This window comes from Micromonospora sp. AKA38, from assembly GCF_027925725.1.
Taxonomy (GTDB): domain Bacteria; phylum Actinomycetota; class Actinomycetes; order Mycobacteriales; family Micromonosporaceae; genus Micromonospora.
This window is the reverse complement of record NZ_BNEI01000005.1, coordinates 495,509-520,843: the sequence shown is the minus strand read 5'-3', so window position 1 is coordinate 520,843 and position 25,335 is coordinate 495,509. Positions and strand designations below refer to the sequence as shown.

Genomic DNA, 25,335 nt, shown 5'->3' with positions numbered 1-25,335 from the left:
CCCGATGTGGGGCGGGATGCAGGTTCCAAGGAGAGGGCAGGATGTCGCGGAAGAGGCGGAAGGCAACGGCGCGTACGACGAAGGCGGTCCCGCCGAACAGGCAACCGGAGAAGCAGCCTCCCGTGCCGTGGTGGCGGCGCCTCAGCAAGTCGGCCGCCTGGATCGCCGGTGTGGCAACCGTGGTGGTCACCGGCGTCCTCGGCACGCTCGTGGTGTGGGTGGGACGCGAGGTTGTCGACGGGCCGGCCGCCAAGGACTGGATCCGTGAGGTCACCCGGGCGAAGGACGATGTCCGCTACACCATCACCCATGAGAATGAAGGCTGGATCATCGCACTGCCCGCGGGAGTCGCTTTGACCCCCGCGCAGAAGAGCTTCCTGGCGAAGTCGTCGTACACCGTTCCGGAGGTCGACGGGTACACCCTGGACCGGCTCGCCGGTGAGCTACGGGCGGTCGGCGGCGCCGAGGTTCCGAAGCAGACGCTGCGGCTGGCTGTCGTAGGGCGCCGCAACCAGCCAATCCGAGTGGACAGCATCAAGCCCGTCAACATCCGCCACCGGAAGCCGTACGACGGCACGCTGCTGCTGGTCCCCCCGCAGGAGGGCGGCAACACCGCCGAGATGGTGTTCAACTTCGACGACCTCGAACCGCAGGCACGGATCGCGCTCGACGACGACAATGGAGACTACAAACCGGGCGAGCCCTACTTCCTGAAGAAGACCCTCACGATCAAAGACGCCGCCCAGGACGTCGTGATCATCCGGTCGATGACCACCCGATCAGCGGTGTCCTTCGAGATCCAGATCGACTACCACATCGGGGACGAGGCCAGGCACATCGTCATAGACGACGGCGGTCATCCGTTCTCGGTCAGTCCGATGAGGTGTGCCGACCGCAGCACGTTGGACGCCGATGGGACGCTGATCTCTCAGGGGCACGCCAGCTACCAGAAGATCCTGGCGCGAACCGGCGCCTCGGGAGCAATCGACGATGTGCGGAACCCGGGCCGCTTCGAGCTCGGGACCCCGTTCTGCTGACCCGCGGTGCCGGGCGCTGGTCGTCGGCGCTGCCGGCGCGTTCGGCGACGTCCCCCGGCCTGGCTCTGCAGCCCACCGACCGGCCGAGGCCTCGCCCGTTCCCTCACCGACCCGAACGAGCAGGCACGGGCGCTGGCGCTGGCGACGGTGGTTCAACGGAACCAATCGATCGGGTCGAGGTCGGCCAGCGCCGCGTCGGTGTGCCAGACGATGGTCAGGTCGCAGACCCGTGTTCTCCAGGTGACCGGACGCGACATCGTCTACAGCGTCAACGGGACGCGGGATCCTAGCCACCACGCCGGACCGACGCAGTGGCTTCCTCCGAAACCTCACCGGCGCCCGACGCACCGCCCTACCGTGCAGTCAGCGCGGGCGAGCACGAGGAGCAGCGGGGATGAACGAGGCCACCAACCTGGCGAGCTTCGCCACCGACCTGCGACAGGTCGACGCGGGAGCGCTGGACGTCGGGTACGTCGACGCCGGGCCCCCGGACGGCCCGGTGGTGGTCCTCCTGCACGGCTGGCCGTACGACATCCACAGCTTCGCCGAGGTCGTGCCGCGTCTGACCGCAGTCGGCCGGCGGGTGCTCGTGCCATATCTGCGGGGTCACGGAACCACCCGGATCCGCTCCGGCGACACGATCCGCAACGGCCAGCCGGCGGCGCTCGCCCACGACACCATCGCGTTCCTGGACGCCCTCGGTGTCCAGTCGGCGACACTGGCCGGTTTCGACTGGGGTGCCCGTACGGCCAACGTCATCGCCGCCCTCTGGCCCGAGCGCTGCACCGGACTGGTGTCGGTGAGCGGCTACCTCATCGCAAGCCAGGCATCCGGCCGTACCCCGCTGCCCCCGGCGGCGGAACTGACCTGGTGGTACCAGTTCTACTTCGCCACCGACCGGGGCCGCGACGGGTACGCGCGCGATCGCCACGACTTCGCGCGGCTGATCTGGCGCACCGCGTCCCCCAGGTGGGCGTTCGACGAGGAGACGTTCGCGCAGAGCGCCGCCGCCCTGGACAACCCCGATCACGTCGACGTGGTGATCCACAACTACCGGTGGCGGCTCGGCCTCGCATCCGGCGAGCCCCGGTACGACGAATGGGAGGAGAAGCTCGCCAGGAACCCCGGCATCGGCGTGCCCACCGTCACCATGGAGGGGGACGCCAATGGTGCCCCGCACCTCGACCCGTCCGTTTACGCGAAGCGGTTCACCGGCCGCTACGAGCATCGGACGGTGGCCGGTGGCGTCGGGCACAACCTGCCGCAGGAAGCGCCCCAGCAATTCGCCGACGCGGTGCTCCAAGTCAGCGGTCCACGCTGACGATCCACACGGGGCAACCATTCTGATCCCGCCCCCGGTGGCTCCGACCCAGCTCGGCGGCGCCTCGCACCAGATCGACTCCATCGTCCGGGCGGCGTCGGAGGCGGCCGGCCACGCGTCAGGAGCGGAGGAGCTCCAGCAGGTCGGCATCGATGATGTCGGCGTGAGCGGTGGGCATCCTGCGGGTCGTTTTGGAATTGCGCTACGCGTTGTTGCCGAGCCGCCCGGATCCCTCCGCCACCTCGGCACGTACTCCCGAGCCCTTCGGGTACGGGACGCCGGCCGCGCCCCGTGTCCGCGCCGGTGCTGCCGGATGGTCCCGAGTGCCTCCTTGTAGCGGCACCCCGCGGTGGGTTTCAGCGGGCCGTAACCGGGCGTCCGGTGATTCCGGGCGGCGGGCTCGGACGTGCAGTTCGTATCCGTCGCCCACCGCCCGTGCCATCGGCGCGCTCTGATCGCCGGGGCCGGCGAGAACCGACAGCGCTCATCGGGTCCCGCCCACCTTCGTCGCGCCGGCCACAAGCAGGTCCGACGCTGTGCTCCAGAGCCGCTCGGCATTGCTCGGGTCGACCGCGTAAGCCGCTACACCGGTGTAGTCGGCGGGGCGCGCGGTCACCACAGGCGCCTCGGTGCAGTCCTCGAAATACCTGCCACCCACACCGTCGAGCAGCGGGGATGCGGCGAGCAGCACCGAGGTGGCGGCGCCTTGCTGCGGAGTCTTGTGCAGCTCCCTCGGGGACTTCAGCCCACCGGTGTGCTTCTGCAGGCCGGTGGCGATCGCACCCGGGTTCAACGCGTTGGAGTAGATGCCCTCACCGGACCACCGGCGGGTCACCTCGACGGCGAGCAGCGCCTCGGCGCTCTTGGACTGCCCGTACGCCAGCAGCGGGTCGTACGGCCGGAAGGCGAAGTGCAGGTCGTCGAAGATCACTGGGGAGAAGAGGTGACCGCTGGAGCTGACCGAGACCACCCGTGCGTCACCGGCTGCGGCGAGCGCGTCGTGCAGGCCGACGGTCAGCGCGAAGTGGCCCATGAAGTTGGTGGCGAACTGCATCTCCCAGCCCTCGGCGGTGCGTTCCAACTCGGGGAGCGCCATGATCCCCGCGTTGTTGATCAGGATGTGCAGCGGCTGGTCCCAGCCGGTGACGAACCGCCGTACCGAATCCTGGTCGGCCAGGTCCAGCTCGCGGGCGGTGACCCGGTCCGCGCCGATGCCGGCCGCGATGTCGGCGGCGGCCTGCTCGCCTGCTGCGACCCGGCGGACCCCGAGGACCACCTCGGCGCCGGCGGCGGCCAGTGAACGGGCGGTCTCCAGGCCGATGCCGGCGGCGCCGCCGGTGATGACGGCCCGCTTGCCGGTCAGGTCGACCCCGGCGATGACGTCGTTCGCGGTCGAGGCGAAACCGAAGGGGGTGGCGATTCGCTCTGCCATGGCTGCTCCCGTCAGTTAAACGCAAATTCCTGCCCGCCGGCACGATCTGATCAGTCGGTGGCGACACCGGGCTGACCGACCACGGCCGAGGGCGGATGCCCGGTCTGCGGCGCGAGAAACTGGCATTGCTGACCGGGACTAGCGTGGCCCGACCGTGCTGGCTCCGATCCACGCGGTGTGGTGAACCCGTTACGTGCGATCCTCTGGGCCCGGGTGGTCCGCGGCGCTCTGTCCGGCCGCCAAGGCGGTCGCGGCGAACGCGGTGTCCGGCCCAGGCACGCTGGTCGGGCATCGGGGTGGACAAGCCGCGGCTCACCGAACTGGTCGAGCAGTTGTCCGCCGGCAGCGAACGGTTCCGGGCGACGGTGAGGTCGGCCAGATCGGTTCATCGCTTCGGGCGTTCTCCCTGTCAGATCTCGGAGGGAGCGCTAACGTCGCTTCCATCGGCCTTCGCGCTGATCCGGCAGGAGGGCACCATGGCGCACAGTCCCGGCGTGGCGGAACCACCGACTATTCGGCGAACCGAGCTGCAGCGGCATCCGGCCTCCGTGCCGGGCAGGCTCATCGTGCAGACGCTGTTCGAGATCCCTGTGGGCATGGCATCGGGGCGACACCGGCATCCCGGTGAGGAGGTGGGCTTCCTCATCCATGGCAGCGTCGCCATGGAGTTCGACGACCGGCCCACGCTGACGATCCACGCGGGGCAGCCCTTTCTGATCCCGCCCGGGGTGGTGCACAACGCCCGCAACATCACTCCCGATGTCACCACGAAGATGCTGTCCACCTACTTCGTTGACGAAGACGAGCCCTTGGTGACGCAGTGCCGGTAGCCGGCCCACGCTGACCGGACAGGGGATCGCCGCCGATTCGCGGCCGGGCGGGTCCAAGCCCGGCACCGCGGTCGCCAGCGACGCCCTCGCCGTGGTCACCCGACCCCGATCACCGACTGACTTGGCGGGCCGCCGCGTCGTGGCACGGTCGTGGCCGAGGTCCCTCGTCGATGCGGCCTCGAGCTGCTGCACGGATCTGCGAAGGCCGCCTTCACCGTCTCGACCCGGGCTCAGGGCTTGTGGGGTAGCAGGTGTTCGGCGGCTGCGCCGACACCGCCGGGACCTTCAGCGGACTCACCCAACCCGGCAGCAGCGTTGATCAGGCCGATGTGCGAAAAGGCCTGCGGGAAGTTGCCCAGTTGCTCGCCGCTGAACGGGTCGACCTGTTCAGCGAACAGGCCGAGGTCGTCGCCACGGGCGACCAGGTCCTCGAACAGCCGCCTGGCCTGGTCGCGATCGCCAGCCAGCGTGAGGCAGCCGACCAGCCAGAAGGAGCAGATGAGAAATCCGGCGGGGTCGCCGTCCCAGCGACGCACCAACCCATTGTGGGAGAGCTGCTGCTGAATCAGGATGATCGTCGCGCGCATCCGCGGCGCGTGTGCGGGCAGGAAGCCGACCAGCGGCATGAGCAGCACCGAGGCGTCGAGTTCCGCGCCGTCCAGCGTGCCGGTGTAGGCGCCGATCGAGTCGTTCCACCCGTACGCCAGGATCGCCTTGCGGACGCCGTCGCGGGCGGAGGCCCAGCGGGTGACGGTGCGGTGCTTCGCATCCGGCCCTCAGGGCCTGCCGCCTGGAACTACGCGTGTTGCTCGACCAGAGCAGCGGAGCTTTCGGTCGCCAGGCAGGAAACAAAGCAGCGTTCTTTCGCGTCGCCGCGAAGCTGCTGGGTCCAGGTAGTCACCCGCCATCGCCGAGGTCGACGCTCTGGCCGCCCGCCCTGGGCCCGCAGCCCGATCGCCATGCCGGCATAGTAAATACCCGATGCTGGTCCACCGGACCCAGCGCGGAGCACGTGCCCAACGGCGCCACCGGTGACAGCTCCACCCCGACGAACCGGTCCGGCAACAACCGCCACAGCATCGTGCCCGTGCCGGCGCCGATCGACAGCAGCAGCAGCTTGCTGTCGAGTCCCGAACATGCCGGCATCGACAAACTCTGATCCGGTCATCGCGTTGCCGGGGCGGTCGCCGCCCCCGCACATTCCCGGCACATTCCGCGCTCATCGTGGGCAGCCGCCTTGACTCCGATCAGACGCCCACCAAGAGTCGTGCGGCATGCGCCCACATCTATCTACTAACGCTCGCCCCGCCGGGCGGGTCGGATGAAGCGACGTCTGGTGCGCCTGCTCGCGATGGGGCTGCTCGCCGTGGCCGTGAGCATGCCGGCGCTGGCGGCCCCGGTGCTCATGGTGCCGTTTCCCTGCGAACAGAGCTGGTCCGGGCAGACACGCACCAACCACAGCCCGGCGTGCCGCGCTGCTGACCGGACAACCGCCCCCACCGCCTCGACGGAGCACGCATGATCACCAGAAGGAAGCTGCTCGCCGGCGCCGCCGTCCTCGCCCTGGCGACCACCGGACCGGCGGCCGTCGGCCCGGCATCCGCCGCCCTGCCCGAGGTCGACATGGAGGCGCTCATCAAGGCGGCCCAGATCGACCCCCGACGCGCGGACACCGCCCTCACCGAGGGCGCCAAGGACAGCGTGCTGCTGGTCGAGCGCGCGCTCCAGGCCAAGGGACTGCTGTCGACCCCCTACGTGGACGGGCACTTCGGCACCAGCACCGTCGCCGCGTACGCGGCGTACCAGCGCTCGCTCGGCTACACCGGCCTCGACGCCACCGGCCTGCCCGGCACGTCGTCGCTTCGGGCGCTCGGCGACGGGCGCTTCACCGTCGTCCGGGCCCTCTCGCCCGGAAGCGTCGTGACCCCGCGCGGCGTGCAGATCAACACGCGGACCAGGGCCATGCTGCTGGAGGCCGAGCGCCTACTCGGTCGCCAGCTCGGCATCACCCAGGGCTCGTACAACTCGGGTGTCGACGCGTCCGCGGGCACCCACGACGGCGGCGGCGCGCTCGACCTGTCGGTCAGTGACCTCTCCTCGGCCACGCGGACGGACGTGCTGCGCCGGCTGCGCACGGTGGGCTTCGCCGCCTGGCTGCGCACCCCCGCCCAGGGGGACTGGGGCTACCACATCCACGCCGTCGCGCTTGCCGACACCGACCAGTCGACCGGCGCGCAGAACCAGGCCGGCGACTACTACCTCGGCCGCAACGGCCTGGCCAACCGGGGCCCCGACGACGGCCCGGTGGTCGCCAAGCGGACCTGGGAGGAATACCAGCGGTCGCTCTGACCGCCATCGCACCAGCATGACCAGGAGGAACAATGTCCATTCGCAACAGTCGCCTCGCACGCGGCGCCGTCGCCGTGCTCGGCACGGCCCTGATGACCGCGGCGGTCGGCCTCACCGGCGCCACCGCCGCCCAGGCCGCCGTCAACACGTCGCCGAACTACCTGGTGGTCTACAACAACAACATCGAGAACTGGCTGCCGGCCTCGTGCGCCGACGGCTACATCTGGGACCGGCTGCTCACCTACCTCAAGGGCCGGCCGCTGAGCCCGGACATCTTCACCGTCCAGCAGATCTCGAACCAGACGCAGCTCAACACCCTCCTCCAGCGGCTCTCCGACGACCTGCCGGGCACCTATGCCGGGCAGATCGCCATCGCGAGCCCGGGCTCCATGGGCTACACCAGCACCTGCGGCAAGCTGAAGAACCAGCAGACCAACGCGGTGATCTACCGCTCGGACCGGTTCACCCTCAAGGATGCCACCCGCTGGCGCTCCGACGCCCCCGAGAACAAGACCGGCGGGTGCAAGAACCTGGAGCCGACCTCGAGCAGCCAGGACCGGGTGCACAACGTCGCCGTCCGACTGCACGACAACGTCCGCAACGAGGACGTCTCGGTCGCCTCGATCCACTGGCCCACCAACACCTGGAACGGCCCCGACTGCGCCGACGAGAACATGTCCGAGGCCGAGGAGGCGATGGGCCGCCTCGGTGGGGACCTCAAGATCGTCGCAGGGGACATGAACACCGAGGCAAAGACGAAGGGTTGGTGGGACGACGCCAAGGCGCTCGGCTACCGGGACCCGATCGCCGAGAAGTGCGGTAGCCGCGACTGCTCCTCGGCGTACGACACCAACGGCGCCCGGCGGATCGACTTCATGCTGGCCAAGAGCGGCGGCGGCTTCAGCAACGCCGCCCACATCAGCCCGACGGCGACCGGTGGCGCGTACTCCGAGCACATCGCCATCACCGCCTACGTCAACTACTGAGGCGACCGGTCCACCCGAGAGGACCTGTCGACCGCCACCCGCCGGGTGTCGCCGGCGATGCTCCCTACGAGCATCGCCGGCGGCACCCGGCGGTGCGTCGCGCCCCCACCCGACAGGCACCAGGAAACCAAGACTTTGAATCCCCTCCCATCCCGAACAGCCCGAAGATCAAGCTAGGCTCGCACGGCCGGCAATCGGATCTCCGAGGGTATGGGGGGTCGCGGGTTATGACAGTCGCATTCGGCCTGCTGGGGCCGGTGACCATGCACCTGGACGGGAACGCGGTCGCGCTGCCGGCCGGCCGGACACAGCTCCTGCTGGCCGCGCTGCTGCTGAACCGTGGGCGGCGGGTCTCCACCAAGCGGCTGCTGGGCGACCTGTGGGACGAGCCGCCGCCGTCGGCGCCGGGCAACCTCAGGACGTACGTGACGCGGCTGCGCGGCCTGCTGGGTCCCCACCGGGACCGGCTGGTCTGGGTGAACGCCGGCTACGCGCTGGCCGTCGAGGCGGGTGAGCTGGACCTCGACGGGTTCGAGGTCGACATTCGCGACGCCCTGGACGCGGTCGGTCGCGGACGCCCCGAGCAGTCCGCGCAGGCCCTCGCCGCCGGGCTGCGGCGCTGGCGGGGCGAGGCGGCCGAGGGGCTGCCCCGCTTCGGGGCGCTCGGCCACAGCCTCGACGCGCTCGACGAGAGTCGATGGGTGTCGGTGGAGCGACACGCCGCCGCCTGCGCCGAGGCCGGCCAGCACCGCGCTGCGGTCGCCGCGCTGCGATCGCTGCTCGCCGACCGGCCGGCCCGTGAGTCCGCGTGGGAGGCTCTGGCTCAGGCCCTCGTCCGGCTGGGCGAGCGGGCCGAGGCCATGACCGCCCTGGCCGCCGCGGACGCAGCGCTACGCGCCGGTGCCGGCCGCGGCCCGGGGATGGTTCTGCGGGAGATCGAGCGGGGTCTGCTCGAGCGCGCGCCGGTGGCGCCCGGCCGTCCCGATGCCGCCCCCGGCGACGCGTCACCGCGCACCGCGCCGTCCAGTCTCCCCCCTGCGGTCGTCCTCATCGGCCGGGAGTGCCTGCTGAACCAGATCGAGGCGACCCTCGGCAGGGCCGGCGCGATCGTGCTGCACGGCCCGGCCGGGGTCGGCAAGTCGGCGCTGGCCGGCGCCGCCGCCGCCCGGCTCGCCCCGTCCTTCCCGCGGGGCCAGCTCTACCTCGACTTTTGCGGCAGCAGCCCCGGGCTGACCCCGATGAAGGTCGAGGAAGCCACCGGCAGCCTGCTCCGCGCGCTCGGCGGCGAACGCTCGGGCGGCACCGCGGCCGCGGAGGCGGCCGAGTTGCAGGCGCGGGTCGGCGACGGGCGGATGCTCCTGGTCCTGGACAACGTGCTCGACGCCGGCCAGGTGCGCCGGCTGCTGTCGGTGCTCGGCACCGCCACCGTCATCGTGACCAGCCGCACGGCGCTGCCGACGCTGGATGTGGCCCACCTCGCCGTCGGCGCGCTCGCCCCCGACGAGTCGGTGGTGCTGCTCGCCCGGCATGCGGGGCCCGAACGGATCATCGCGGCCCCGGAGGAGGCGAGGGTGCTGGCCGACCTGTGTGACCACCTTCCGCTCGCGCTGCGGATCGTCGGAGCCCGGCTGTCCAGCCGCCCGGAGTGGACCCTCGCCGACATGGTCGCCCGGCTCACCGACGAGCAGTTCCGGCTGGACGAGCTGAGCTGCGACGACCTGGCCGTCCGCGCCAGCCTCGCGGTCACCGCGGACGTCCTCACCGAACGGCCCGGCGGGCCCGAGGCGATGGACCTGTTCGACCGTTGGGGCATGGTCTGCCCCCCGGCGGTCGGTCTCGAACTGGCCCAGGTGCTCACCGGAGCCGACGCCCGTGAGGTGCGCGCGCTGCTGGACCGGCTGGCCGCCGCCGGCCTCGTCGAGGCGTGCGGAACGGACCGCTACCGCCTGCACGATCTCGTCCGGCTCTACGCGATGGAGCGCGGCCGGCGCGACCCGACGACCCGCGCGACGGCAATCCACGCCGCCCGGTGCCACTGGCTCGGCACCACGCGACGGGCCGGCGACCACCTTCGGCGCGTTCCCGACCGACCGGCCGACGGGTTCGTCGAGGCGCGGCCCATCGTGACCTTCACCGACCAGCGGGAGGCCCTGCGCTGGCTGGACCGGGAGCGGGAGAACCTGGTCGCCGCCGCGCGCGCGGCGGCCCGCGACGGCACCGCCGAGGGCGACCTGTTCGCGGTCCGACTGTGCGCGGAGCTGTACCCGTTCCTCCCCATGCGGGGGTACTACCGCGAACTGCGCGAGGTGGCCCAGGGGGCGCTGCGGTGCGCCCGACGACTGGGCAGCCGCCCGGACGAGGCGACCGCGCTCACCTACTTCGCGGTGGCCCAGTCCCGGCTGGGCGAGACCGACCGGGCGGTCAACAACCTCCGGATCGCGCTCGCCCTGCGGGAGGCGGACGACGACACGCAGGCGGTGGCGGTGACCCTCGACCACCTCGGCGTCCTACTCGCCGCCGCCGGCCGCCTCGACGAGGCCCGGGCGGCCTTCCTGCGAGCCCTCGACCTCCACCGCCGCCGCGCCGACCGGCGGCGGACAGGCGTAACCCTCAACAATCTCGCCGACGTGCTGCTGCAACTCGACCAGTCCGACGCGGCGCTCGTCCACCTCCAGGAGAGTCTGCGGCTGCGCCAGGAGATCGGCGACGAACTGGGCCTCGGCATCACCATCCTGACCATCGGCCAGGCGTACGCCCGCAGCGGCCGGTACCGGCAGGCGTACGGATGGCTCGACCGGGCCCTCACCGCCGCCCGGGACACCGGCAACCGTGAGGCGGAATGGCGGGTGCTCACCGTGCGGGCGAAGGTGCACCGCGACACGGGCCAGCAGCTGACGGCCCGCGACGACCTGCACCACGCGCTCGCCATCTCCGAGCAGACCGGCGACGCCATCGGCGCCGACGAGGTACGCCGCGCGCTGACCGCGCTCCGCGTTCCCGCCACGCCCCGGCGAGCGGCCGGCCAGCGCTGAAGACGCGAAGGGAAGTCGGCAGCAGTAGGCCCAGCCGTGACCGCGACACTGGGTCACGCTGCGCGGACACCGTTGCTTCCTGGCAGCCGCGTAACCATCCGGGTCCCACCGCTGGCCGGCCCGGCGGGTTCGTACGCCCCCTACGGATGGAACTCCCGCTCTCACGCATCGGCGTGCGAGCGGGAGTTCCACCCGATCGATGGTGTCAGTTGGCCTCGAAGCACGGGGCGCGTCACGGGCCGCCGGGCCGTCCGAGCGAATCGCCCGACCTTCCGGGAGTCGACTGAGCCCATCGGCGTTCGGCAGGTCTGCGGCGGCGACTGGCGGGAAGAACGCGGTGACGGCCCGCCGGGAGTGGCGGGGTTCGTAGCCCAGGACGCGGCGGGCCCTGTCGAAGGACAGTAGGGGACGCCGGAAGAACTGTGCGGCCAGTTCGCTGCTGGGGCGGTTCATGACGGTGTCGGCGTTGGCGATGACGAAGATGTCCATGCCAGTGCTGTCGTGCTGCAGCGCCAAGCGAACCGCCTGGGCGCCATCGCGGGCATCCACGCCGCCTACCTCATGCGTGCCCGGACATCACTGTGGAGTGTGCGAGTCCTCCTGAGCTGGACGGCCCGAGAACTCATCCCAGCTGATCTCGCGCATCGTCCCGTCCGAGCCCAGCCGGAACAACCGGGGCGGCCCCATGCCACGCAGCGCCTGCTGGTAGGCCGCCTCGCGTGCCGCCTGTTCGTCAGCGGACGGGTCAACGACGCGAAACTCGTACATGCGAACGGCGTGCGCCTCGGTGTCGTCCGGCTCCGGGAAACCCTCGATGACGAAACCGAACAAGGCGCGCAGGGCTTCTTCGCCCAACTCCAGCGGATGGAACGGCAGCGGACAAGGACCCTCGTCGGACCATCCCGGGACCGGTTCGACCGGATGTTCACCAGCCCAGTACGGCCGCTCGAAGTCGACCATCCCCCACACTGAGCGAATCCACATACTACAACCGGCCATGATCATGATTTGGCCACCTGGGCCCCGACCCTTGATCCAGTTCCGAGATGACGGCTCCCAGCCGAACACCGGCAGGCGCGGTACGCGGGGAGCATCACTGCTCCACGCGGCGCCATGCGCGGCAGATCCATGCGCCGGGAAGTCGCCTCCGGGCTGCCCCGCGACACCCCCGGTCGACGTCACCTCCGGCCAGAGCCGTTGCGCTGATGCTGCGGCGACAACGGTTCAGTGGTTTCTACCGCTGACAGTCTGGGGATCTGTGCTGCTAGCCTCACCGCTCGTGAGCCAGAGCGGTAGCCAGGCAGCGGCGTTCTTCCGTGAGGTTGCTGGTCACCAAACCGCGTGCGTGACGCCCAGGGAAGTCCCGCTCCCAAGACCTCCAGCGGCACCCGAGCCATGCCGTACTGGTCGTCCCAGGCTGGTGCTCAGCGAGCGGCCGACGTCTGGGGCAACGACCTGCGGCCTGTCCCCATCTCCCTGGAGGCGTGGCGCAAGGACGAGCTCCCGGAACTCGCCAATGAGGCTTACCGGATAGGCCTCAACTGGACCGGGCCCCTGCTGGCGACCTTCAATCAGTTCGACGGCGTCAACTGACCGGACGGAGCCGCCCCCGGGCCATCACCTCGATGGTGAGGACTGTGGCGGCGGCTTCGACGGCGAGGAGGCCGACGAGGACGAACAGTTGGGTGATGCCCGCGGTCAGCGGGCTGGCGCCGCCGAGGAGGACGCCGACGAAGGCGCCGGGGAGGGTGACGAGGCCGACGGTGCGGGTCTGGTCGAGGGCGGGGATGAGTGCCTGGCTGGCGGCGGGCCGGCAGACGAGCAGTCGGGCGTCGCGGGGGAGCAGGCCCAGCGCGAGCGCGGCTTCGACCTCGCCGCGCCGGTTGTGCAGATCGTCGTTGAAGCGTCGCCCGGCGAGGCTGGTGGCGGTCATGGCGCCGCCGGTCAGGATGCCGGCGATCGGGATGATCGCGATGCCGCGCAGGGGCACCAGCCCGGCCATCAGCAGCGCGGCGACGACGGTCAGGCTGGCGGTGGCGATCGGGACTCCCGCCCACCAGCCGTACGGCCCGCCGGTGATCCGCCGGCCGGAGGTGCCGGCGGCGACCGCGCACATGAGCAGCACGAACGCACCGGTGGCCCACAGCGAGCCGACGATCGCGGTGATCACCAGGGACACGGCGGTCAGTTGCAGCGCGGCGCGGACGGCGGCGACGGCGATCTGTCTGCCGTGCCCGAGCCGTCCGACGGCGGCGATGGCGGCTGCGGCTGCGGTCAGCAGCACCAGTGCGACGGCGAGTCTCGGCCCGAGCACCAGCATCGTCGAGTTCACCCGGCCAGTGTCGCCTCGGCGCCGATGCGGCGTTCAGTCGGTGCGGGAGGCGTTTCCGGTCATGGTCGCCTCGGGGGCCGGGGTTGCCGAGCGGCGGCGGGAGTGCAGGAACTGGATGCCGATCGGTAGGACGGAGACCAGCACGATGGCGATCAGAATGAACTCGATGTTCGCCTTGACGAAGGCGATCTGCCCGAGGAAGTAGCCGAGCACGGTGACGCCGGTTCCCCACAGCAGGCCGCCGAGGACGTTGTAGGTGACGAAGGTGCGGTAGTGCATCCGGCTGACGCCGGCGACGACAGGGGTGAAGGTGCGCACGACCGGTACGAAGCGGGCCAGCACGATCGAGCGGGCGCCGTAGCGGGCGAAGAAGGCGTTGGCCCGGTGCACGTTCTCCTGCTTGAACAGCCGGGAGTTGGGGCGACGGAACAGGCTCGGGCCGACCCGCTTGCCGAACAGGTAGCCGACCTGGTCACCGGCGATCGCGGCGACGGCGACGAGCAGGCAGACCAGCCAGAGCGGCTGGTGCAGGTAGCGGCCGTCGGCGACGAGGAGTCCGGCGGTGAACAACAGCGAGTCGCCGGGCAGGAACAACCCGATGAGCACCCCGGACTCGGCGAAGATGATCGCGAGGATCCCGATCAGCCCGAAGGTGGAGATCAGCCATTCCGGGTCGATGAAGCGGGGGCCCGCGGCGACGAGCGCTTGAGGCGACATGGCATGACCTCCGGTACGAGGGGCGGGGTGGTCCTCAGGCGGTGGCGTCGAGGCGGCGGCTGGCACGGCGGTCGTAGGCGCGGCCGACGACGCCGGTGGTGGCGACTGCCCCGGCGGCGATGAGCCCGCCGGCGAGGATGTCCCCGGGGTAGTGCACGCCAGTCCAGACGCGGGCGAAGCCGATGATGGTGGCGAGCACGCTCAGCGCTACCCCCCATCGGCGGGACAGAAACGCCCCGACGGCGAAGGCCACCGCGAAGGCCGCGATGGCGTGGTCGCTGGGCAGCGACGCTCCGGCGGCGTGCGGGATCAGTTGGTGCACGGGGTGGGTCTGGAATGGCCGTACCTCGGTGCTGAGCGCGGCGACGGCCTGCCCGACGGCGAAGGCCAGCCCGAGGGAGACAACGACGCGCGCCAGGGCGGCGCGCCCCTGCCGCAGGTGAGCCAGGACAGGTATGGTCGCCGCGGCGGCGAGGACGTAGATCAGCCACACCGCCGACCACTCGAAGAGATCGTCGACGAGGTCGCTGCGGCCGGCTGTGTCGTTCACAATCTGGAACAGGTGGTAGTTCATCGCTCCCCCGTGACTGATGGGTTCCGGTTCATGCAGGCGCCCGGCACGCCAAGGGTGCCGCCGGTCACCTGAGAGGAGCCTGAAATCGCCGAGGTCGGGGTTCAGTGATCTTCGGAGTCGACGTGGTGGGGCAGCCGGATTCGGACGGTCATGCCCGGACCGGGCAGCACCTGCACGTGCCCGCCGTGCACCGCGACGACCTGGCGGGTGATGGCGAGGCCCAAGCCGGTGCCGCCTTGCGGGCGGGTGCGGCTGTCGTCGAGACGGACGAACCGGTCGAAGATGCGCTCGCGGTCGGCAGGGGGGACACCGGGTCCGTCGTCGGTGACCTCGACGCACCCCCACCCGTCGCGCGCCGACACGCGCAGGGTGACCTGGGTGCGGGCGTGGCGGGCGGCGTTGTCGGCCAGATTCCGCAACGCCCGGCCCAGGTCGTGGGCGTCTCCGGTCACCCGCACCGGGGTGAGGTCAGCCCGGACGGTGAGGTCCGGGTGCTGCCCGGCGAGGCGCTCCCGCTCGGTGTAGGCGAGATCATCGAGGTCGACGTCGTCACGGCGCCCGGTGGCGCCGCGCTCGTCGATGCGCGCGAGCAGCAGCAGGTCCGCGACGAGATCACCGAGCCGGCTGGTCTCGCGGCGCAGCAACTCGACCAGCTCGCCGTGCCCCTCCACGGGTGCCAGCGCCAAGCGGTCGAGGCCGGCGCGCAGGGTGGCCAGGGGGCTGCGCAGTTCGTGGCTGGCGTCGGCGACGAACCGCCGCTGGCTCGCCGCGGCGGTCTCCAGCCGCTCGAGCATCCGGTTCATGGTCTCGGCGAGCGCCGCGACCTCGTCTCGGGCGGGCGGCACCGGCACGCGGGCGTGCAGGTCACGGGCGGTGATGCCGGCGACCCGCCGGCGGATCGCCTCGACCGGGCGCAGGGACCGCCCGACGAACCAGAACACCGCCGCGCCGACCACCAGCAGCATGGGTGCCAGCCCGGCGGCCAGGATCGCCGCGACCGCCTCGGTGCTCTCGTTGACCGGTCGTAGCGACTGCGCGACCAGGACCGTGCGGGTGCCGGCGCCGGTGGCCACCCCAACTGCCGCGATCCGGAAGGGGTCCTCGTCGGCGAACGGCAGCAGCCGCTGCTCACGCAGCGCCTCACCGGGCCGGGGCCGCAGCGGGGACAGCGGCGCGGCGTCGCCGAGCGCGGCCGAGGCTGCCTCGACCCGCCCTGACGGGTCGACGACCTGCACCAACGTCTGTTCTCCCGGGCTGGGCTTCAGCGTCTGGGCGAGCGCGTCCTGATCGCCGGCGGCCACCGCCGCGACCACCTCGGCCGCCCGCTGCCGAGCGGCGGCGTCCACGTTGCCGGCGAGATCCGCTCGGGCGATGAGGACGAACGCCGCCGCGCCGATGGCGAAGGCTGCCCCCACGACAGTGGCGGCGGCCAGCGCCGAGCGTAGCCGTACCCCCAGGTGCCGGCGGATCCACCCGATGGCCATGCTCAGCCGCCGTCGGCTGCCAGGCGGTAGCCCATGCCCCGCTCGGTCTGGATCGCCCGGCGCCCGAACGGCTGGTCGATCTTGCGGCGGAGGTAGCCGACGTACACCTCGACGATGTTGGGATCGCCCTCGAAGTGGGCGTCCCAGACGTTGTCGATGATCTGCCGTTTGGACACCACGTCACCGCGGTGACGCATCAGGAACTCCAGCAGCGCGAACTCCCGCGCGGTGACCCGGACGGCCTGGCCGGCCCGGCTGACCTGCCGCCGGGCCGGGTCCACGGTCAGGTCCCCGGCGGTCAGCACGACCGGCCGGGCGGGCGCGCCCCGGCGCACCAGGGCCCGCAGCCGGGCCACCAGCACCACGAACGAGAACGGCTTGACCAGATAGTCATCGGCCCCGAGGTCGAAGGCGTCCGCCTGGTCGTACTCCCCGTCCTTCGCGGTCAACATCAACACCGGCGTCCACACACCCCGCGACCGCAGCCGCCGGCACACCTCGTAACCGTTCAGACCGGGCAGCATGATGTCCAGCACGACCACGTCGTACGGATTCTCGGTGGCCGCCCACAGCCCGTCGGTCCCGGTGTGCTGCACATCCACGGCGAAACCCTCATCCGTCAGGCCGGCACGCAGCACCTGCGCCAGGGCGGTCTCGTCCTCGACGACCAGCACCCGCACCCCGCCCACCCCCTTCCGGAACGTCGACACCCGCACCCTGGCATCACCGCGGAACGCCCCGACCATCCGCGGGGACGCGGGACGGGTGAGCCGGGCACCGCCACGGATCCGACCGAAGCGAGGCCGACCACGGCCGCGGCCAGTACAACCGAACGGTACGTGGTCGTGGTCGGACGGGTACCGCCCGCCGAAGTTCGTCACACGTCCTGGCAGGTGAGGCGAGCCTTGAGGTCGCCGCCGCGGAAAATCCCGAGGAACCGTCCAAGGCGCTCAAGGCGATGACCTACACCGACGGGCCGCACGCCGGGCAGCCACTGTTCACCGCCCCGACCGTCGCGGCGCTGCTGGTCCATGTCGCCTTCGCGTTGCAGTGCATGGCCACGGTCGGCATCATCCGCCGGGAGGCCGGCGGCTGGAGGTGGCCCCTGATCGCGGTCGGCTACCTGACCGCGCTGGCCTGGATCATGGCGTACGTCGCCAGGACCATCACCGCGCTCCTGGCGGGCTGAGGTCATGATTCCCATTCACCCCCAGCCCGTCGCGGGTCACCCCGAGCAGCTGCGCTGGATCGCCCCGGCCGGGGTGCTGCCGTTCACCGGTGTCGCCGCCACCCTGCCCGCCCCGCTCGCCGCCCTGCGCGACGACGGCACCCTCGCTGAGGTCCGCGTCGAGCCCGCCGCGATCGTCACCACGCTGCATCCCGGTCCACGGTGGTCCCGCGAGACGGCGCCCGCGTCCGTACGGCTCTGCACGCCGCCCTCGAAGACCGGCCGGGTGGGCCCCAGCGGACCCCGCCGGCCAGCCGGACGACGGGCCACCACGTGACGCCGCCCAGGAGCTGCTCGACGGCCTCGCCGGCAGAAGGCCAGCCCGTACGGTGCGTTCCGCGACGAGTCGAGGCGACCGGCCTGTTCCGTGGCAGCGTTCCACCGCATCATCAGCAACCGTTCATCCGGGCCTGGCCACCTCTCGACAGGCATGAGCGGCTGCCACCGTCACCACGGCAGCCGTCGCTGCGCGTCGGCTCCTGCGTCAACGGGACCGGCTGCGCACTGCCGTGAAGGTGGCGTTACCGAACACACCTGACGAAAACCACGAATGGCGTGTTGCGTGCGGTTAGCGCAGCGCGATGGGTTGCCGAAGAACGTTCGGCCGCGCCCCGTGGTGCGGCCTGAGCAGTTCGCCTCACGGACCACTCATCCGATGACGGCGGGGCACCTGTGGCGGGCCGGTCGGGTCGGGCGGGACGAGGTGTTTGGCGGTCTCGTTGGCGGCGACGTTGACAAGTGTGAGCGCGGCGAGGGTCGCCAGCACCACCGGTGGGAGCGGGGCGAGTCCGAGGGGCACGGCGAGTGGGCTGAACGGCAGCGCGACGGTGACCGCGATGAGCAACAGCCCGGTGCCGGCCAGCGCCACGGAGGGGCGGCTGCGCAGGAAACTGCGGTTGGAGCGCAGCACCAACAGCACGATGATCTCGGTGGCGGTGAACTGGACGAACCAGGCGGCGCGGAAGACGTCGGTGGGCACGTGCCACCACCAGTGCAGGGAGACGAGCACAAGGAGGTCCACGGCGATGCTGATCGACCCGTACACCAGCATGAACCTGCCGATGGTGCGGACGTCGACGGTTCGGGGGTGCTGGAGTTGCTCGGGGTCGGCGTGGTCGGTGGACAGGGTGGTGTAGGGGATGTCGGAGAGGAAGTTGAGCAGCAGGACCTGACGGGGAAGCAGCGGCAGGAAGGGCAGCAGGAGCGTGGCGACGCTCATGCTGACGACGTTGCCGAAGGACGCGCTGGTGTTGACCCGGATATATTTCAGGGTGTTGGTGAACGTGCGGCGGCCGAGGCGGACACCGTCGGCGATCACGTCGAGGTTCTTGTCGAGCAGCACGATCGCCGCGGCCTGTTTGGCGACGTCGACGGCGGTGTCGACGGAGATGCCGACGTCGGCGGCGTGCAGCGCGGGGGCGTCGTTGATGCCGTCGCCGAGGAACCCGACGACGTCGCCGCGGTGTCGCAGCGCGGCCAGGATGCGTTCCTTCTGCAGCGGGTCGACCTCGGCGAACACGGCGACGTCGGCGATCCGCGCCGGTAGCTGGTCGTCGGGGCAGGCAGCAAGGTCGGCGCCGACGAGCGGTTCACCGGCGAGGCCGACGCTGGCGGCGACGTGGCGGGCGGCGTGCCGGTTGTCGCCGGTGACCAGACGGACTGTGATGCCCATGTCGGCGAGCCGGCGGATCGCGGCGTCGGCGTCGGCGCGGGGTGGGTCCTGGAAGGCGAGCAGCCCGACGAGCGTCATCTCCCGTTCGTCGGCGACGGTGACGGCGGTGGCGCCGGGCATGGGCCGCACGGCGAGGCCGAGCACCCGGCTGCCCTGGTCGCTGAGCGTGGTGAACCGGTGCAGGACCCGGTCGCGTACCTCGTGCAGCGGTACCGTGCCGGCGGCGGTCCGCGCGGTAGCGCAGACGTCGAGCACCGCGCGCAGCGCGCCCTTGGTGACCAGGAGCGGCCCGTCGCTGTCGCGCACCAGCAGGGACAGGCGTTGGCGGGTGAAGTCGTAGGGTGCCTCGGCGATGCGCACGCCCGGGTCTGCCGGTGGTTGCCCGGTCATGATCGCGGTGTCGATGGGGTTGGGGAATCCGTGCTGGAGGCCGGCGTTGAGCCGGGCGAGACGGCTCACGTCGGCGTCGGGTTCGCCGTCGACCGAGAGGCAGCCGGTCAGGGTGACGGTTCCGGCGGTGAGGGTGCCGGTCTTGTCGGTCAGGAGCACGGTCATGGCGCCGAAGTCCTCGATGACGTCGAGGCGTTTGATGATGACCCGGTGCGCGGCCATCGCGCGGGCGCCGGCGGAGAGGCTGACCGCGACGATCGCCGGCAGCATCTGCGGGGTCAACCCGACGGCCAGGGCCAGCGAGAACAGCAGGGAGTCGATGACTGGTCGGTGCATCAGCAGGTTGGCGACGAAGATGCCGGCCAGCAGGACCACCATGATCCGTACGAGCAGCAGCCCGAAGCGGGTCAGCCCGCGCTGGAAGCCGGTGCTGGCGGGGCGGGAGGCGACCCGGCGGGACACCGCTCCGAAGGTGCTGTCGCGGCCGGTGCGCATCACCACCGCCCGTGCGGTGCCGCTGGCAACGTGCGTGCCCATCCAGAGCGCGTTGCCGCGTGCGGTCAGCGCCGCGTCCGGCGGCGACGGGTCGCTCGACTTCGCCGCCGGGAACGACTCTCCGGTGAGCACCGCCTGGTCGACCTGAAGTCGACCGGCCTGAACGATCCGGCAGTCCGCGGGGACGACGTCCCCCGCGCGCAGCACCACGAGGTCACCGACGACGACATCCTCGACCGGTACGGACACCTCACGCCCGTCGCGGACCACCTCGGTGTCCACCCGCACCCGGGCCTGCAACGCGTCGACGGCCCGCCCGGCGGCGTGTTCCTGCCAGAAGCCGAGGCCGCCGCTGGCGGCGACGATGGCCAGGATGATCGCGCCGTCGATCAGGTCCCCGACGGCCATCGACAGCGCGGTCGCGGCGATCAGGATCAGGATGATCGGGCTGGTGAACTGCGACAGCAGGAGCCGCCAGCCCCGCCTGGCGCCCGCGTCGACCCGGTTGGGTCCGTGTTCGCGCAGCAGGGCGGCGGCGCGTTCGCCGGTGAGCCCGGCCGTGGACGCCCCGACGGCGGCCATGGCCTCCGGCAGCGGCCCCGCCCAGAACGCCGCACGCCCGTCGTCTGCTCGCCCCACTGCGCACTCCGCGGTCCTCGGCCTCCCCGCGGGTGACGCTACCGAGCCCGTCCCACGGCGCGCGGGCGATTGGCCGCGCCGTTCACCGGTCGGCCGACCTCCGGCGGGCACGCCGCCACACCCGCAGCGCCACGACGACGCCGATCAGGACCAGCAGAGCCCACTCGCCGATGCCCAGTTCCCGCTCCAGGTAGCGGTAGGAGGCGGCGCCCAGGTAGCCCAGCGTCGCCACGGCTGTGGCCCACGCGAGCCCGCCGAGCAGGTTTGCCCGCAGGAACAACGACCAGCGCATCCCACCCGCGCCGGCGATCAGGGGAACCACCGTCCGCAGCACCGCCACCCAGCGTCCGGTGACCACCGCCCACGCCCCGCGGCGGGCGACCAGGTGGCGGGCCCGCGCGAGGTTGACGCGTCGGCGCAGCACCCGCGGGGCGTGGGCGAGCACGCCTGGGCCGTACCGCCGGCCCAGGGCATAGCCGACCTGGTCGCCGAGGCACGCCCCGGCGGCGCCGCCGGCGACCACCGCCCACAGCGGCAGCGCGCCACCGTGGGCCACCAGCCCGCCGATCAGGATCGCCGTCTCTCCGGGCACGACCAGCCCGAGCAGGGTCGACGACTCCAGGGCCGGCAGGACGATCACCAGGGTCAGGACGAGCAGCGGCGGCAACCCGACTAGCGTCGCCACGACTCTGTCCACCGGCTGATTGTCACCCCCATCGGGTTGACCGGTGACGGAGAAGGCCATCCGAGGTGCGGGCGATCCGTAGGCATGCTGGACAGCAGCAGGAGCAGGGCGAACACTCCGCCCATGTCCGCCAGGCCGCCGTAGTCGGTGGCCAGGATGATGCTCACGACCCATCACGACCGGCACGACGATCACCCACGACCGCACCGGCCGGTCGTCGTGCCACACGGGCCGCCACCATCGCAGGGCGGTGATCACAGCAGCGTGGCGGTCACGGGCACCGTGATCATCCGCCGCATCGCGTCGACGTCCGGCGGGGTCGGGTGGCTCAGGTGCCGCCCGCGGGTGAGCACGTGGCCCAACCCCTGGCCGACCGCGAGGTAGGCGAGGACCAGAAGCAGGTACATGCGCACCGGCAGCCGCCGGGCGAAGGAGGTATCGCGCTGCTCGGGTGCGCTCATCGCCACCTCTCCGGAGTTGGGGCACTACTCAGCCGGGCCGCCGCCGCGGTACGTCGACGTGGCTCTCCCCGACCCGGACAGCCCGACGCTGGCCTGGATGTCAGCGTTCCCGTCGCGGACAAGCGGCATTCCGATCGCCGGACACCGGGAACCGGCGGGTCTCAAGGCCCCGCGCATGCGCAAGGGCTGGTACTCCCCCGCCGCGCCCTCCGGACGACGGTCACCGTCGACGGTGTTCATGTGGTCCAGTTGAGCAGGCGGAAGCGGCGAGCCACACCCCGCCACCGACCGTAACGGCCGCCAGGACGAGACCGACGACGCGCATGGGCTCGGCGGAGAGTGTTTCCCGAAACACGGTGACGGCGACGAGAACGCTCACCACCGGGTCGGTGAGCGTGAGAGCGGTCAGGGGCGCGGCGAGGCGGCCGTGCTGGAACGCGGCCTGATTCAGCATCAGCCCGAGGGCGACGGCCACCACCAACGCCACGGATCGCCAGCTGACCACGGCGGTCAGCAGGGAACCCGGTGGCCCGCCGGTGAGATCCTTGACCAGCGCCGCCGCGAAGCTGTACGCGACGCCGCTCGCCACGCCCAGCAGCGCGCCCCGCGCGGCGCCTTGGCGACGACGCGCGGCCAGGACGCAGGCCGCGATGACCGCTGTCGCGCAGCTCATGGCGACCGTCCAGGCCTTCGGCGGAGGGCGGGGCACGCCTGCGCGGACGTCGGCGAGGAGCAGGAACGCGGTCAGTCCCGCCACGCCCACCGCGACCGCGATCAGGTCCCGGCGCGCGATGCGCCGGCCAACGATGACGGCCTCGATCAGCACTGCCATGAACAGCCCGCTGGCCATGACGGGTTGCACCACCGCGAGCGCGCCGGCACGCAACGCGAGCACCTGGAAGACGACTCCAGCCGTGTCGGGAATCCAGCCGGAGAGCCACAGGCGGTCGCGGAACAGCCGCAGCAGCAGCCGCGGGTCGAGCGCGGCGAAGCGGGGCTGTCGGGTCGCGGCGCGCTGGTGCAACGCGGCGGACAACGCGAAGCTGAACGCCCCAGCCAACGCGTAAAAGATCATGGTCGGGCATGGGAGTGGTCCGCGGGTGAGCGCCGGGACGTCACTGCGGGTTCCCGTCCGGTCCGACCCCGGCCCGCAGGGTCGCGGACACGATCGCGGCCACGTCGGCGGCGCTGGTGAACGCCGGCGCCGTGGGAACTGCGGCGCGGGTCAGCTCCTGGCACAGGTCCGCGGGGTCTCGGACATAGGTGGTCAGGCCGGCGCCGGCGAGCACCTGTGCGTTGGCTCGGCCGTGGCCGGGAATCGGGCGGTAGGTGATGGTGGGCAGTCCAGCGGCCAGGGCCTGCTGGCAGGTCAGGCCACCGGCGTTCTCCACGACCAGGTCCACTGCCTGCATGAGGGTGGGCATGTCGTCGACCCATCCCATGACGTGGCCGGGAAGGCCGGCCAGCCGCCGCCGCAGGCTGCCGTTGCGTCCGCACACCACCACCGGCGTGACACAACCGGCGGCCAGCACTTCCCTGGCGGTGCGGGCCACGTCGCCAGCCCCCCAGGACCCGGCGACAATGAGCGCCAGCCTTCCCTGTTCGGGCAGCGCGAACTGGGCGCGGGCGGCGTGTCTGGTGGCATCCGTCGGTGGCTGATAGCGGGCGGGTACCAGCGGGTCGACGAGTTGGACGTTCGGTGCGCCACGAACCGCGGCCTGCTGCCGGGTGGCCTCGTGGATCACGCAGTAGGTGTCCACGCCGGTCGCCAGCCAGGTCGGGTGGATGACGAAGTCGGTGACATAGGTGACGACCGGCGCGCCCAGGCGCCCGCTGTGGCGCAGCGGCCCGAGGACCTGGTTGGCGAACGGGAACGTCGACACGACCAGGCCGATATCCGGAGGCATCTGCATCAGCATCCGCCGGCGGGCCGGCCGTAACGCGGCCCTGATCGTCGCCACCAGCGGTGGCGAACGGTCGGTGACGGTGAACAGGGCGTCGTAGCTGAGCGGGCACCAGCGCAACAGCGCCCGATAGCCCTCGCGGATCACCCGGTGCAGGGGCTTGGGCAGGGACGTGAAGAAGTTGAGGTGGTGTACCTCGACGCCGTCGAGGGCGAGCCGGGCGGCCAGTTCAGCGGCGGCAGCGTCATGGCCCGCGCCGATGTCGGCCGAAACCACGACGATCCTTTCGCCATCGCGTCGACGATCCGGCCGCGGCGCCTCGCCGCACGTGCCGGCCGCCGCCGGCCGCGCCCCGGGCGGGATCCGAGCCTGAGGGCGCTCCCCCCTCCCGTTGCTCATGGGCGCGGGTACCCGCTGTCACCGTCGTCACACACCACCGGCGTGGACACTCCGCCCTGGTGTACGTCCGCCACCCCGGCCACCGCTCCCAACCGTTTCAACAGAACCTTGATGCCGTTCGGACTCAACGCCGCGGCGCCTCGTCCGGCCAGCCGCAAGTACGGCAGGGCAACGCCCTTGTGCTTGTCCCGGGCCCGCAGATACCGCGACAGCGCCCGAGCCGTCTTCGGCCCGAACCGCGCCCGCCGATCCTTCGCACCCTTACCGCGGAAACGCACCGACTCCGTGTTCAGATCCACGTCAGCGACCAGCAGGTAGTTGTAGCGGGTGGTCTCCGGGTAGTTCCCGGCCCGCAGCGACCGGGCCCAGTCGCGGAGGAACCCGGCCCAGATCCGGGACAGTCCCGAGTTAAGCCTTTGGAGATCCAGTAGTGGCGCGACAACCTGCCCGAGTCTGGAAGTCCAACAGCGACGCGCCAGACCGTGGATCCATGCCGAGCAACAAAACGAGGGTTTCCGCAGTTCGCTGACCTGCGGAAACCCTCTCGCTGTCGGGGCGGCGGATTCGAACCGACGACCCCTTGACCCCCAGTGGTCCGGTGGCCCAGCGGCATGCTCACGCACGTCTGTCCAGGTCGCTGAGAGCATAAACCAGCCGAGTGAAGGAGTCGCCGCCATCGCTGTCCTACCGGGAGCCTCACCTCAACCCGCTACCGGGGCACCCGAACCCATTCCCCACCAGCCCGAAGCCAGTTGAAGACGCTCAATGGCTTCGGATCAGGTCCGCTTGCGGCTCGCGATCTCGTCAGAGAGCTGCTGCACGTGGGCGGGGTCCGCGTCCCGGGCAAGGGCGACGTAGTGGTCCATGACCGCCGGCCGGTAGCGCACGGGCAACGTCTGCCCTGGGGCGAGTCGGGTGAGCTCGGTGATCGTGAGGCCTTCGTCTGCGATACCGCGGAACGAGATGCCGTCGGCGGTCTCCACGTCGAACATCAGGACCACGCGAGGGTTGCTGTTCACCTCCCGCCAGTCGACGAGAACGCCGAGCGCAAGCGCCCCCGTACGCAATTCCGCATTGCGCTTCCGCGCGTCACTGCTCAGCAGCGGGTTCGGGGCGATCCCGGGGAATCCGGGCCCGACGCCGAGCGATTCCCGACTCAGGTCGGGTCTGAGCTGGTCCCTCAGATCGCTGACGTTGTTCGTCGACTCAATCATCCTGCCGATCATCGCACCGAACATCCTGCCGAACATCCTGACCCCTCCCTCACACCGGTGCCGGAATCTCGGCCTTGGCTCCACCTTACCGCGATTGTATGTCGCGGCCATTCCCGAGCGCCGTCGTAATTCAGCCATCTTCATCCTGCTTAGC

24 protein-coding genes and 2 pseudogenes are annotated in these 25,335 nt (G+C 71.3%); 11 read left to right on the top strand and 15 right to left on the bottom strand.

Annotation, left to right across the window (positions count from 1 at the left end):
* Window positions 1-122 precede the first annotated feature (122 nt).
* Window positions 123-1,037, top strand: coding sequence for a hypothetical protein (locus TPA0908_RS20035; RefSeq protein ID WP_281940122.1), 915 nt, complete (start codon window positions 123-125; stop codon window positions 1,035-1,037).
* Window positions 1,038-1,431: 394 nt separating this feature from the next.
* Window positions 1,432-2,358 carry an alpha/beta fold hydrolase gene (locus tag TPA0908_RS20030; RefSeq protein WP_281940121.1) on the top strand — a complete coding sequence of 309 codons (927 nt, stop codon included), beginning with the start codon at window positions 1,432-1,434 and terminating at the stop codon, window positions 2,356-2,358.
* A 484-nt stretch (window positions 2,359-2,842) separates the two neighbouring features.
* Here TPA0908_RS20030 and TPA0908_RS20025 read toward each other — a convergent pair whose 3' ends face one another.
* Window positions 2,843-3,790, bottom strand: a complete 948-nt coding sequence (locus TPA0908_RS20025; protein WP_281940120.1) for an SDR family NAD(P)-dependent oxidoreductase — start codon at window positions 3,788-3,790, stop codon at window positions 2,843-2,845.
* Window positions 3,791-4,086: 296 nt separating this feature from the next.
* Here TPA0908_RS20025 and TPA0908_RS20020 point away from each other — a divergent pair, with 296 nt between their 5' ends.
* On the top strand, window positions 4,087-4,620 hold the full coding sequence (locus tag TPA0908_RS20020; RefSeq protein ID WP_281940118.1) for a cupin domain-containing protein: 534 nt from the start codon (window positions 4,087-4,089) through the stop codon (window positions 4,618-4,620).
* Between the two features lie 230 nt (window positions 4,621-4,850).
* On the opposite strand, the pseudogene TPA0908_RS20015 reads toward TPA0908_RS20020, so the two are convergent.
* Window positions 4,851-5,357: pseudogene (locus TPA0908_RS20015) on the bottom strand (glycoside hydrolase family 15 protein); the annotation flags it as partial.
* A gap of 65 nt (window positions 5,358-5,422) precedes the next feature.
* Here TPA0908_RS20015 and TPA0908_RS20010 point away from each other — a divergent pair.
* The 5 genes from TPA0908_RS20010 to TPA0908_RS19990 all read left to right on the top strand — a co-directional run bounded on the left by TPA0908_RS20010 (window position 5,423) and on the right by TPA0908_RS19990 (window position 10,987).
* Window positions 5,423-5,779, top strand: a complete 357-nt coding sequence (locus TPA0908_RS20010) for a hypothetical protein (protein WP_281940114.1) — start codon at window positions 5,423-5,425, stop codon at window positions 5,777-5,779.
* Between the two features lie 162 nt (window positions 5,780-5,941).
* Window positions 5,942-6,142 carry a hypothetical protein gene (locus TPA0908_RS20005; RefSeq protein ID WP_281940113.1) on the top strand — a complete coding sequence of 67 codons (201 nt, stop codon included), beginning with the start codon at window positions 5,942-5,944 and terminating at the stop codon, window positions 6,140-6,142.
* Complete coding sequence (locus TPA0908_RS20000) at window positions 6,139-6,969, top strand: peptidoglycan-binding domain-containing protein (protein WP_281940112.1); 831 nt, start codon at window positions 6,139-6,141, stop codon at window positions 6,967-6,969. The genes TPA0908_RS20005 and TPA0908_RS20000 overlap by 4 nt, the downstream gene beginning before the upstream one ends.
* 32 nt (window positions 6,970-7,001) lie before the next feature.
* Window positions 7,002-7,955: a hypothetical protein gene (locus tag TPA0908_RS19995; protein WP_281940111.1), complete on the top strand. Its 954-nt coding sequence runs from the start codon at window positions 7,002-7,004 to the stop codon at window positions 7,953-7,955.
* 227 nt (window positions 7,956-8,182) lie between these two features.
* A complete protein-coding gene (locus TPA0908_RS19990) occupies window positions 8,183-10,987 on the top strand; it encodes an AfsR/SARP family transcriptional regulator (RefSeq protein WP_281940110.1) in 2,805 nt (934 codons plus the stop codon).
* A gap of 576 nt (window positions 10,988-11,563) precedes the next feature.
* Here TPA0908_RS19990 and TPA0908_RS19985 read toward each other — a convergent pair.
* On the bottom strand, window positions 11,564-11,947 hold the full coding sequence (locus TPA0908_RS19985; RefSeq protein ID WP_281940108.1) for a DUF6928 family protein: 384 nt from the start codon (window positions 11,945-11,947) through the stop codon (window positions 11,564-11,566).
* Between the two features lie 381 nt (window positions 11,948-12,328).
* On the opposite strand from TPA0908_RS19985, the gene TPA0908_RS19980 reads away from it, so the two are divergent.
* Window positions 12,329-12,580 (top strand): DUF2750 domain-containing protein, encoded by a 252-nt coding sequence (locus tag TPA0908_RS19980; RefSeq protein WP_281940107.1) that lies wholly within the window; start codon window positions 12,329-12,331, stop codon window positions 12,578-12,580.
* On the opposite strand, the gene TPA0908_RS19975 is transcribed toward TPA0908_RS19980, so the two are convergent.
* The 5 genes from TPA0908_RS19975 to TPA0908_RS19955 form a co-directional block, all read right to left on the bottom strand.
* Window positions 12,573-13,319, bottom strand: a complete 747-nt coding sequence (locus TPA0908_RS19975; RefSeq protein WP_281940104.1) for an ABC transporter permease — start codon at window positions 13,317-13,319, stop codon at window positions 12,573-12,575. The two genes, TPA0908_RS19980 and TPA0908_RS19975, sit on opposite strands and share 8 nt — an antisense overlap.
* 33 nt (window positions 13,320-13,352) lie before the next feature.
* Window positions 13,353-14,036, bottom strand: coding sequence for a DedA family protein (locus tag TPA0908_RS19970; RefSeq protein ID WP_281940102.1), 684 nt, complete (start codon window positions 14,034-14,036; stop codon window positions 13,353-13,355).
* Between the two features lie 34 nt (window positions 14,037-14,070).
* Window positions 14,071-14,610 carry a phosphatase PAP2 family protein gene (locus tag TPA0908_RS19965; protein ID WP_281940100.1) on the bottom strand — a complete coding sequence of 180 codons (540 nt, stop codon included), beginning with the start codon at window positions 14,608-14,610 and terminating at the stop codon, window positions 14,071-14,073.
* 101 nt (window positions 14,611-14,711) lie between these two features.
* Complete coding sequence (locus tag TPA0908_RS19960) at window positions 14,712-16,094, bottom strand: sensor histidine kinase (RefSeq protein ID WP_281940099.1); 1,383 nt, start codon at window positions 16,092-16,094, stop codon at window positions 14,712-14,714.
* A 2-nt stretch (window positions 16,095-16,096) separates the two neighbouring features.
* Window positions 16,097-16,774 carry a response regulator transcription factor gene (locus TPA0908_RS19955; RefSeq protein ID WP_281942623.1) on the bottom strand — a complete coding sequence of 226 codons (678 nt, stop codon included), beginning with the start codon at window positions 16,772-16,774 and terminating at the stop codon, window positions 16,097-16,099.
* A gap of 227 nt (window positions 16,775-17,001) precedes the next feature.
* On the opposite strand from TPA0908_RS19955, the pseudogene TPA0908_RS19950 reads away from it, so the two are divergent.
* Window positions 17,002-17,283: pseudogene (locus tag TPA0908_RS19950) on the top strand (ferrous iron transporter B); the annotation flags it as partial.
* Window positions 17,284-17,287: 4 nt separating this feature from the next.
* On the top strand, window positions 17,288-17,599 hold the full coding sequence (locus TPA0908_RS19945) for a hypothetical protein (protein ID WP_281940095.1): 312 nt from the start codon (window positions 17,288-17,290) through the stop codon (window positions 17,597-17,599).
* A 360-nt stretch (window positions 17,600-17,959) separates the two neighbouring features.
* Here the strand turns inward: TPA0908_RS19945 and mgtA are convergent, their stop codons facing one another.
* From mgtA to TPA0908_RS19910, 7 genes are all read right to left on the bottom strand, one after another.
* Entirely contained in the window at window positions 17,960-20,518 is a 2,559-nt protein-coding gene (mgtA, locus tag TPA0908_RS19940; protein WP_281940093.1) for a magnesium-translocating P-type ATPase, read from the bottom strand.
* A gap of 82 nt (window positions 20,519-20,600) precedes the next feature.
* On the bottom strand, window positions 20,601-21,215 hold the full coding sequence (locus TPA0908_RS19935; protein ID WP_281940091.1) for a DedA family protein: 615 nt from the start codon (window positions 21,213-21,215) through the stop codon (window positions 20,601-20,603).
* 242 nt (window positions 21,216-21,457) lie between these two features.
* Complete coding sequence (locus tag TPA0908_RS19930; protein ID WP_281940089.1) at window positions 21,458-21,664, bottom strand: hypothetical protein; 207 nt, start codon at window positions 21,662-21,664, stop codon at window positions 21,458-21,460.
* A gap of 220 nt (window positions 21,665-21,884) precedes the next feature.
* Window positions 21,885-22,739 carry a DMT family transporter gene (locus tag TPA0908_RS19925; RefSeq protein ID WP_281940087.1) on the bottom strand — a complete coding sequence of 285 codons (855 nt, stop codon included), beginning with the start codon at window positions 22,737-22,739 and terminating at the stop codon, window positions 21,885-21,887.
* A gap of 40 nt (window positions 22,740-22,779) precedes the next feature.
* Window positions 22,780-23,931: an MGDG synthase family glycosyltransferase gene (locus TPA0908_RS19920; RefSeq protein ID WP_374709252.1), complete on the bottom strand. Its 1,152-nt coding sequence runs from the start codon at window positions 23,929-23,931 to the stop codon at window positions 22,780-22,782.
* 32 nt (window positions 23,932-23,963) lie between these two features.
* Window positions 23,964-24,266, bottom strand: a complete 303-nt coding sequence (locus TPA0908_RS19915) for a site-specific integrase (protein WP_281940083.1) — start codon at window positions 24,264-24,266, stop codon at window positions 23,964-23,966.
* Window positions 24,267-24,743: 477 nt separating this feature from the next.
* Complete coding sequence (locus TPA0908_RS19910) at window positions 24,744-25,217, bottom strand: hypothetical protein (RefSeq protein ID WP_281940081.1); 474 nt, start codon at window positions 25,215-25,217, stop codon at window positions 24,744-24,746.
* Window positions 25,218-25,335 lie beyond the last annotated feature (118 nt).

What these genes read in the sequence shown, in the direction of transcription:
- TPA0908_RS20030 (WP_281940121.1), top strand. Translation starts at nt 1,432, where the DNA reads ATGAACGAGGCCACCAACCTGGCGAGCTTCGCCACCGACCTGCGACAG.
- TPA0908_RS20025 (WP_281940120.1), bottom strand. Translation starts at nt 3,790, where the DNA reads ATGGCAGAGCGAATCGCCACCCCCTTCGGTTTCGCCTCGACCGCGAAC.
- TPA0908_RS20005 (WP_281940113.1), top strand. Translation starts at nt 5,942, where the DNA reads ATGAAGCGACGTCTGGTGCGCCTGCTCGCGATGGGGCTGCTCGCCGTG.
- TPA0908_RS20000 (WP_281940112.1), top strand. Translation starts at nt 6,139, where the DNA reads ATGATCACCAGAAGGAAGCTGCTCGCCGGCGCCGCCGTCCTCGCCCTG.
- TPA0908_RS19995 (WP_281940111.1), top strand. Translation starts at nt 7,002, where the DNA reads ATGTCCATTCGCAACAGTCGCCTCGCACGCGGCGCCGTCGCCGTGCTC.
- TPA0908_RS19990 (WP_281940110.1), top strand. Translation starts at nt 8,183, where the DNA reads ATGACAGTCGCATTCGGCCTGCTGGGGCCGGTGACCATGCACCTGGAC.
- TPA0908_RS19985 (WP_281940108.1), bottom strand. Translation starts at nt 11,947, where the DNA reads ATGGTCGACTTCGAGCGGCCGTACTGGGCTGGTGAACATCCGGTCGAA.
- TPA0908_RS19970 (WP_281940102.1), bottom strand. Translation starts at nt 14,036, where the DNA reads ATGTCGCCTCAAGCGCTCGTCGCCGCGGGCCCCCGCTTCATCGACCCG.
- TPA0908_RS19965 (WP_281940100.1), bottom strand. Translation starts at nt 14,610, where the DNA reads ATGAACTACCACCTGTTCCAGATTGTGAACGACACAGCCGGCCGCAGC.
- TPA0908_RS19960 (WP_281940099.1), bottom strand. Translation starts at nt 16,094, where the DNA reads ATGGCCATCGGGTGGATCCGCCGGCACCTGGGGGTACGGCTACGCTCG.
- TPA0908_RS19945 (WP_281940095.1), top strand. Translation starts at nt 17,288, where the DNA reads ATGATTCCCATTCACCCCCAGCCCGTCGCGGGTCACCCCGAGCAGCTG.
- TPA0908_RS19930 (WP_281940089.1), bottom strand. Translation starts at nt 21,664, where the DNA reads ATGAGCGCACCCGAGCAGCGCGATACCTCCTTCGCCCGGCGGCTGCCG.
- TPA0908_RS19925 (WP_281940087.1), bottom strand. Translation starts at nt 22,739, where the DNA reads ATGATCTTTTACGCGTTGGCTGGGGCGTTCAGCTTCGCGTTGTCCGCC.
- TPA0908_RS19910 (WP_281940081.1), bottom strand. Translation starts at nt 25,217, where the DNA reads ATGTTCGGCAGGATGTTCGGTGCGATGATCGGCAGGATGATTGAGTCG.